Here is an 8216-nt window from a genome sequence, read left to right as displayed (position 1 = left end):
AAGCAGTGGCGTGAGGCACGGGCCGAGGCCGAACGGCTCCGGCAGCTCATCGCGGCCGCCACCGGCCCGGTCCCCGCCGGACGAAGCGCCGCGGCCGCGGCCGAGGACCTCGCAGACGACATCCGGGAACGGGGAGCCGCCCTCAGCCGGCAGCGTCAGGAGCACCTGGAGGCGGAGGCCACCGCCCGTACGGACGCCGACGCGCTGCGGGCCGGCCTCGAAGGGCTCCTCGGGCGGGAGACCGCGCTCACCCGGGAGCTCGGCCACGCGCAGGAGGCCGTGGCCCGCGCGGAGCGTACGGTGCTGCAGGCGAAGGCCGCTCTGGGGCGCGCGACCAGGGTCCGCGACGCGATCCGGGCCCAGGCCGGCGGCATCGAGCGGGACCTGAACGACGCCCGGCGGGAACTCGGCGAGCAGGCGCGCCGCCACCGCCGGGCCTGGGAAGGACTGCCGGGCCTCACCAGCGCGCTGGAGACCGGTCGCCGCGCGGAGAGCACCGGCGCGGGGCCGTCCCTGCGCAGCTCCATGTCCTCGGCCCCCGCCCGACCGACCCGCTCCGGCCGGTTCAGCGGTCAGCCCCTGCCCGCGCCGCCGCCCGGGGAACGGGGGACGGCCGAGACCCCCGCCTCCACCGTGCCGGCCCCGTCCCCGTCCCCGGCACCGCGGCCGGACCTGCCGGCGGCCGAACGGGCGGAGCTGGCCGCACGGTTGCCCGCGATGACGGAGGACGAACGGGCCTCCCGGCTGCTGCCCCTGTCGCCGCGGGACCGAGCGGCCCTCGCCGCCGACCGGGCGCTGACCGCCGGGCTGCGCCTGGCCCTTCCCGCCGAGGGGTTCGCGCGGACCGCCGCCCTGCTGATGGTGGACGTCCCGGCAGGCGTGGAGCTGCCCGTCTCCTCCGGCATCGAGGCGCGGGCCCAGGTGGCACGGATGCTGCGCTCTCCCGCCGTCGCGGAGCGGATGCTGAACGAGGGCGTGCGGATGGTCGTGGTCCCGAAGGACGCCGCCGTGACGTCGCTGGACGCGTTCCGTGTCCTGCGGGGGGAGTCGGCCCAGGACGGCCGCCCCTTCGAGACCGTGCGCGGCGTCCAGGCCGACGGACAGGTCGCGGTCGGCGAGGAGAACCTGCTGGGCGGGGCGACGAGCGTGCCGGGCGCCGGGCTGTACGCCGACGGCTACTCCGCCGCGACGCACGATTTCGCGCACGCCGTCCACCGCCACGGACTCACCGAGGACCAACGGCGGCTCGTCACGGAGGCGTTCCACGACAAGGTGCTGGCGGGCGAGTCGGCCCGGTGGCCCGACGGCCCGCTGTACGACCCCTCCGGCACGCACCGGAACTACTCCGCACAGGACGAGTTCGAGTTCTTCGCCCAGCTCACCAACGCCTATCTCGGCACCAACACCGGAACCGATCCCTCCACCGGTCTGCCCCGCAACAACGGCGCGAGGTGGGTCAGGCACCACGAACCGAAGCTGCTGCCGCTGCTGCGGGAGCTGTACGGCAGTGACCCGGAGGGCGCTCACCCGTGGGGCTCCAACCCCAGAGGGGAGGCCGGCGTCTGGGCGGCCTTCCGCGCGCTGTGGGACGAGACGGGGAACACGTACGAGCCGCAGCCCCACGCCCCCGTCCCGGCGGCCTCTCCCGCGTCCGTGGGCGCCCGGCGGCTCGACGGCCGTGGGCTTCTTCCGGTGCTCGGCCGGGCCGAGTTGACGGCGGTGGCGCGTCGGGTGGCGGACGGCGGGCCCACGGCGGACCTGTCCGTCGAGCGGTGCCTGGTGCTGCTGGGTGCGCTGCGGGACGCGTTGTACCCGCGGGGTGTGCGTCCCGCGGTGACGGTGGACGACACGGTGACCGGCGTGACGTCGGCGGAGTCGTCGCTGGTGGTCGGTCCCGGGTGGCGCGGGGTGCGGTCGTGGGAGTCGGTGCTGGACGCGGTCGCCGTTCACGGGCCGGGTGCGGTGGCGTTCGTCCTGGCGCGGCGCCGGGGCGGGGCGCTCGGGCACGCGTGGGCGGCGTACCACCTGGGGGGCGGTGACGGTGTGGTGTGGGTCGACGTGTCGGCCGGTGACGGCCGTCAGGTGTCGGCGCTTCCCCCGGCGGTCGCGGCGTCGGACGCGCGGGTGGTGGTCATGGACCCCGCCGGGCGGGTCCTGGAGCGTGCGCTGCCGGAGTTCGCGCCGTCGTCGTCCACCCCGCACGCCGTGCTGGACGCGGCGACCGGGCGCCGGTACGGCGCACTCGGCCTGGAGGTCGAGAAGCGCCAGGTGTTCGTGATCGACGGCATCGGCGACGTCCCGGCCAAGCTGGTCCTGGCCCACGCACCCGGTTTCAAGATCGTCACCGATCACGCGGGGCTCTGGCGGACCACCGACGGGCGGCTGCACATCACCTACCCCAGGACCGCCCCGGGAGAGCCGAAGCCCCAGCAGGCCAGTTACCTCATCGGCGAGATCGTCGTCGATCCGATGGCGGTGCTCCCGGGCGAGCGGCGCCAGTCCCAGGAGGAGGCGCTGGCACGGCTGGAGCGGGTGGAGCGGGCCATGGACGGCAGGGACGAGCCGGGTGCCGCCCCGCAGACGACTCTCGCCGCTCTCCTCCCCGCCCAGGACGGCTGGACGACCACCGGCCTGGGCGACCGGGCCCTGGTCGGCCCGAACCCGGCGAGGACGGACCTCGCCTACGTACAGCCCACCACGGGATTCCCGGCCCTGGGCCTGAGCGTGCTCCAGGACCGGGCGGTGGACCGGCTGCCGAAGGGCGCCATCGGCGCGGTGGAGGCGTCGGGCAGGGAATTCGGGATGAAGGCCACCGCGGACTTCGTGCGCGCCTTCACCGGCCGGACCGACGTGCCCGACCTGGTCGTTCCCTTCCTTTCCCCGATCCCGGACATCGACGAGATGTGGGGCTACCTGCGGTTCGGCTACGCCCACACCGTCGCCAGGCCGACCGGTGCCATCCTCAACCAGGGCCCGTCCGCGTTCATGGCCAAGAACGGCCTGGCGGTGGCGTCCCGCCCCGCGCTGGACCGCGTCCTGCGGGCGCTGCGGCCCCGCACCCGGGCCTTCCTCGACCAGCACCACGACGGCATCAGCGCCCACCTCGGCGTCGTGCTCGGGAGGCTGCTGGAGCTCTACCGGGCGGCCATCACGCCGGACAAGCCGTTCTTCCCCGGGTACTTCGACGCCACCATCGGGGATGTGCCGTCGGCCCGCGAGCACACGACGTCCGTGCTGACGGGGCGCACCTCCGGGGGCGAGGTCGTCACCCAGAAGCAGATGGTCGACATGGACGACGACCAGTACCCGACCCTGGACACCGACGACGGCCGGCTGGAGATTCCGCTGGTCCTCACGGAGCTGCGGCACTTCGCCTACGACAACGCGCAGTTGATGGCGCCCCAGGACATCCGGCGGGCGGTGGCCGAGCTGTCGCAGCTCAGCCGCGAGGCATACCGGCGGGCGCTCACCCACCGGGCGCCGCTGCCCGAGGACGTCCTCCGCGAGTCCGTCGCCCGGGTCCTGGACGACCAGGTCGTCCGCGGCCTCGCCCACTTCGTGCAGATGGTGCTGATGGCGGGCCTGCCGCAGGCCGGCGGTGTCCGGAGACTGATGTCCGTGGGGGAGAGCCAGACGATCGCCCGTGCGGTGGGCGCGTACGCCCTGGGAACCCCGCTGCCCGTCGACGACCCCGTGCACCAGGCGCTGCGTACGGCCGTCGAGGAGGCGTACGGTGCCCTCGACAGCGTTCCCCCGCAGCACCAGGCGCAGCTCCGCGCGCTGACCGAGGCGGCGCGGGGTGCTCTGGAGGTCCTGGCCGATCCCGGGCGGACGCCTCCGCCGATGGTGTGGGCGTCGGAGATGGTCGCGGTGGACGGCTCGCGGGTGCCGCTGGACCGGGTGCTGGTGGTCAGGCACCGCGACGCGCACGGCAGGCCGGTGGGGACGTCCTCCCGGCCGATGCGGGACTGGCAGGACGGACTGCGGGACACCTACGGCCTGCTGCCCGAGGTGTCCGCGTTCACCTTCCTGCGACCGGGCCCGGTGCCGCTGGAGAGCCCGCCCTGGCCGCTGCCGTTCGGCCACGCGTACCTGGTCGGGCTCCGCGGCGGCCCCGGAGGCGCGCTCCTCGCCCTGGCCGACGGCACCGACGTGGTGGTCGACTACGCCCGGGTCGTGGACTTCCTGTTCGCGGTCGACGGGGACCTGACCGCACTGGCACCGCAGACCCCGGTCGTGGTCACGGGGGCCGACCTGGCGGGCCCCCCGCTGGAGACGCCGCCGGCCGGCCAGGTCCTGGCCAACGGCCTGGACCGCTGGGTCTGGGCTCCCGGCAGCGGCATCGAAGCGTTCCTGGCGCCCGCGGACGGGACGGTCGGACCGCACTGGCGGCTGGCCGAGGGCGACCGGTGGGCCGGTTTCCGCCCCGAGCCCTCGACCGCCGAACTGGGCCGGTGGGCCGAGCGGATCACCGGTGACCGCGGCAGGGCACCCGACGTACAGCGGTGGGTCCGAGCCGTCCGGCTGGTCTACGGCCCCACACTGGAGAACGACGCGGACGCACACGAAGCGCTGCTGCGCGGCTTCTGGGCCCTGGACCTGGCCCGGGCGGCCGACGGCGCCCGCTCCCCCCTCACATGGAGCGACCTCCGCCTCGCCGTCAGCGCGTACTTCACCGCCAACGACCAGGCGGAGCCCCCGCTGCCGGTGGCCCTGCAGTTCCTGCTGCTCGCCGCCGCGGGCTCGACGGGTGTCCCCCTGGAACTGTCGGGGTTGTCGATCGTCCCGCAGTACCACAGCGTGCGGGCCTGGGACCGGGCCGCGGTGGCAGGGGCGGTGGCGCAGCAGGGACCGTCCTTCTTCGCGCCGTCGGACACCGGGCCCGCCTCCGCGGCGGCCCCCGCCGCCCCGTGGGCGCTGTCCGGGGCGTTCAGCGGGCCGACCGACCCGTTGCCGGCGCCGAAGGAGCCCGACACGGGGCTCGACCACGCCGACCACGCGTTCCGTGAGACGCCTGCCTACCCGCACCCCGCCTCCCGCGACGACGCGGGCGGACCGTCGCCGCAGACCGCGGAACCCGCCGGCGAGGCCATCACCGGTGAGGCCGGCGCCCCCGCACCCGCGGACGGTTACCGCCGCACCGGCCCGTACACCGCCGAGCTCGACGGCACCGTCTTCGCCCTCCACACGTCGCCGGGAGACGGCGACCGCACCGTCGACACCCTTCTGTCCGCCCTCCGCCACGCGGCGGCCGACGCGCTCCGGGAGGCGGGCGTCGAGACGGCCGACGACTTCCGCGCCTGGCTGGACGACGCCGTCACCGACGACGACGTGTCCGATTCGCAGGTGCCGCCGCTGGACGGGAGCCGGGACATCCCGCTGAGCCTCCTGGACCGGATCGGGGCACCCCTCGACGTCTCCCAGCGCACGGAGGGCATGCTCCTCGGCGACAGACTCCCGGCCGCACGGGTCCCGTTGAGCCCCGCCCGGCGTCTGCGGGTGCTGTTGGCCGACCCGTCCCACGGGGTCCGGGGTGCGGCCCTGCCGATGGGCCCGCTCGCGGCGGCGGCGGCCCGCGGGCTCGGGACGGCGGTGGCCGTGGCGGCCCCGGACGGCGAGGTGGTGATCCACGGCGGGCGCACCGGTGACGCACCGCCCGCCCTGCTCGTCCGTGACGGGGACGGCCATCTCGCCGGTCTCCCGGACGGACCGGGGGACACCACCGCCGAGAGCGACGCACGGCTGAACCGGGTGGCGGACGCCCTGTCCCGTGTGCGCTACCGGCGGATCGCCCCCCTGACCGAGGCCGAGCTGCGGGAACACGTGGCCGTCGACGGCAGGTTCCCCGACGGGCACGCGCTGGACCCGGCGGGCCCGCCGGACGGTGAGGAGCGGACGGGCCCGGCCGGCCCCGCCGACCCGGCGGTCGCCGCGTGGTCGGCGGAGCACCGCGACGTACTGGAGGACGCCCTGCGCCTCCTGGCGGCGCTGGGCCCCGACGCCGTGCCCGGTCCCGGCGAGGGTGTCCTGACCGCCGACCGGCTGGAGCGGCTGGTGGACGCCTGGTTCCGGGCGCGGGACCTGCCCCCGCCCGGCTCCCTGGCCGAAGGGCTCCGCCGCATACTGAACGACGACCGCGCGTGACATTTCCGACGAGGAACCCATGAACGACAACACCGCCGCGGGGGTGACCGGTCCCGGCGACGACGCCGCGCCGCCCGTTCCCGAGGAGATCAGGGAGGCCGCTCGGCTCGCTCCCGACCGGGACGGGAAGGCGCCGGCAGGGCCGTCGGACACCGCGACGCCCGCCGGAGCCCCGGCCGGGGCGGAGACCGCTCCGGGGCGGGCCCCCGCCCCCCGTACCTGACCAGGCGGACGCACACCTGACTTCGCACACCGCACACCGATGGAGTTGCCCCCATGACGAACCCCGCCGGGACGCCGGACCAGGAGCCCGAGGCCACCGCCGAGGCGGACACCGCGACCGGGCCCCCCGACGAGGGCCCCGGCCCCGCCACCGCCCAGGGCGGCCCGTCGGCCGTGCTGAAGGGCCGTCCGGGCTTCCGGGAGCCGTCCGAGGACTACGTCAAGGCCGCCAAGGTGGCCCCTGGCCACTGGCTGTCCGTGATCGACCGTCACTGGAGCGGCGACGAGGGCGAGCCCCCGCCTTCCTGGGCGAGCCCCGGCCGCTGGCGCAGCGACGAGAACGGGGAGATCGTCGAGTGGGAGGCGAACACCGGGTACCGGCCCTCACCCGACGCGCACGGCTGGGCCCCGCCGGTCGGCCCCGTGGACGCCGCCGCCCAACTCGTCGCCACCGGTTACGCGTCGGAGGACCTGTTCGCCCTCATGCTCGCCGACGCCGAAGTGGCCGTGTGCGTCGACGGAGACGGCGGCCCGGCGGTGACCGCCGCGGAGGACGGCACCGAGGCCGTGCCCGTCTTCTCGGCGGCACCGGACATGGGACAGGGCCAACTGCCCCCGCACACGATGATGTTCGTGCCCGACCTCGTGGACCGGCTGCCCGAAGGGAGGGAGGTGCTGTTCCTCAGCTCCTCCGCCCCGGTGGGGCAACTCGTCACGGCGAGCGCGCTGCGGGCGGCCAAGGCCGAACTGGAGCGGTACGAGGCGTGGGGCGAGGGCGACGCGTGGCCGCCCGAACCCGCACCGGGGCCCGGGGACTCCGGCGGCGTCGCGGACCCGCCGTTCGGCGGACCGGAAGCCGGCCGACCCGACTGCACGCCCCCGGCGCCCGAGGGGGCGGACGACACCGCCACCCGTACGGAGACCACCGTGAAACGGAAGCGTTCCGGACCCGGGACGGCGGAGGCATCCTGATCCGCGGGCTGCCCCGGACGGTTCACCCGAGGGCCACGAGCAGGACACCGGGACGCTGCTCGGCGGACCACCGAACTCACGTCACGGCGTGTACGGTTCACCATTGAACGGTATCCTCGACCCGTCGTCGAAGGCGGTCTCCCGCCCGTAAGCGGAGGCACCTCTCGCGGTCGGGCCCCGTGCGCCGGTCGTGCGGTGGAACGCGGGGCGGCGCAACGGCGTCTTCCCCGAGGCGACGGCGCCTCTCGTGGCGTACGGAGCGGACGGCAGGTCCGGGCCGGACCCAGAGCGGCCCCGTCGTGCCCCGCGGCGTCACGTCCCGGCCCGCCCGGTCTGTCGGGGCAGGGAAGCCGGCTACGGGGCCCGCACCACGGGCCTGCCGACGGGTGAGGGTGAGTGCGAGAGGATGGACCGTGTCCGCTGATTCTGGAGTGCCCGCCGGTGAGTGAGTACGACGACAGGCCCGTCCCGGAGCCGGCCCCCGCGCCTTCGCCCGAACCGCTCCCCGTCGCCGAGGACACCACCGCGACACCGGTGTACGGGCGGACCGTCACCACGTCCGCCGGGCCCGCCGCCACCGTCGGCCCCGAGGCCGTGCACGACGGAGCGGAAGCCCCGGACGAGTCGCTGCCCGAACCGCCCCCGGAGGTCGTCGAGGCCGCCCGGGCCCTGCCCGGCCGGTGGCTGAGCGTCCCCGACGCCGCGTGGCCGGGCGAGGGCACGCCCCCGCCGTGGGCGGTGCCCGGCCGGTGGCGTACCGACTCCTCGGGCCGGATCGTCGCGTGGGAGGACAACGAGCACTACCGCCCCTCGCCCGAGGCGCTCGGCTGGCCCAGGGCCGGCGACCCCGTCGAGTCCGCGATCCAGCGCGCCGTGAC

The 8216-nt window shown here is 76.0% G+C and carries 2 protein-coding genes and 2 pseudogenes; all 4 read left to right on the top strand.

Going from position 1 to position 8216, the window contains the following annotated elements; all coding sequences use genetic code 11:
• Positions 1-6144: pseudogene (locus IH13_RS0126435) on the top strand (toxin glutamine deamidase domain-containing protein); the annotation flags it as partial.
• A 19-nt stretch (positions 6145-6163) separates the two neighbouring features.
• Positions 6164-6367: a hypothetical protein gene (locus IH13_RS0126430; protein ID WP_031088477.1), complete on the top strand. Its 204-nt coding sequence runs from the start codon at positions 6164-6166 to the stop codon at positions 6365-6367.
• A gap of 53 nt (positions 6368-6420) precedes the next feature.
• On the top strand, positions 6421-7338 hold the full coding sequence (locus IH13_RS0126425) for a type VII secretion system-associated protein (protein WP_051835931.1): 918 nt from the start codon (positions 6421-6423) through the stop codon (positions 7336-7338).
• A gap of 441 nt (positions 7339-7779) precedes the next feature.
• A pseudogene (locus IH13_RS39810) lies at positions 7780-8216 on the top strand (hypothetical protein); the annotation flags it as partial.

The sequence above is a fragment of the Streptomyces sp. NRRL WC-3549 genome (genome assembly GCF_000721935.1).
Taxonomy (GTDB): domain Bacteria; phylum Actinomycetota; class Actinomycetes; order Streptomycetales; family Streptomycetaceae; genus Streptomyces.
The sequence above is the reverse complement of the archived record's forward strand: the minus strand, read 5'-3'. Positions and strand labels throughout refer to the sequence as shown.

Coding starts and splice junctions, on each gene's coding strand:
- IH13_RS0126430 (WP_031088477.1), top strand. CDS start 6,164: ATGAACGACAACACCGCCGCGGGGGTGACCGGTCCCGGCGACGACGCC.
- IH13_RS0126425 (WP_051835931.1), top strand. CDS start 6,421: ATGACGAACCCCGCCGGGACGCCGGACCAGGAGCCCGAGGCCACCGCC.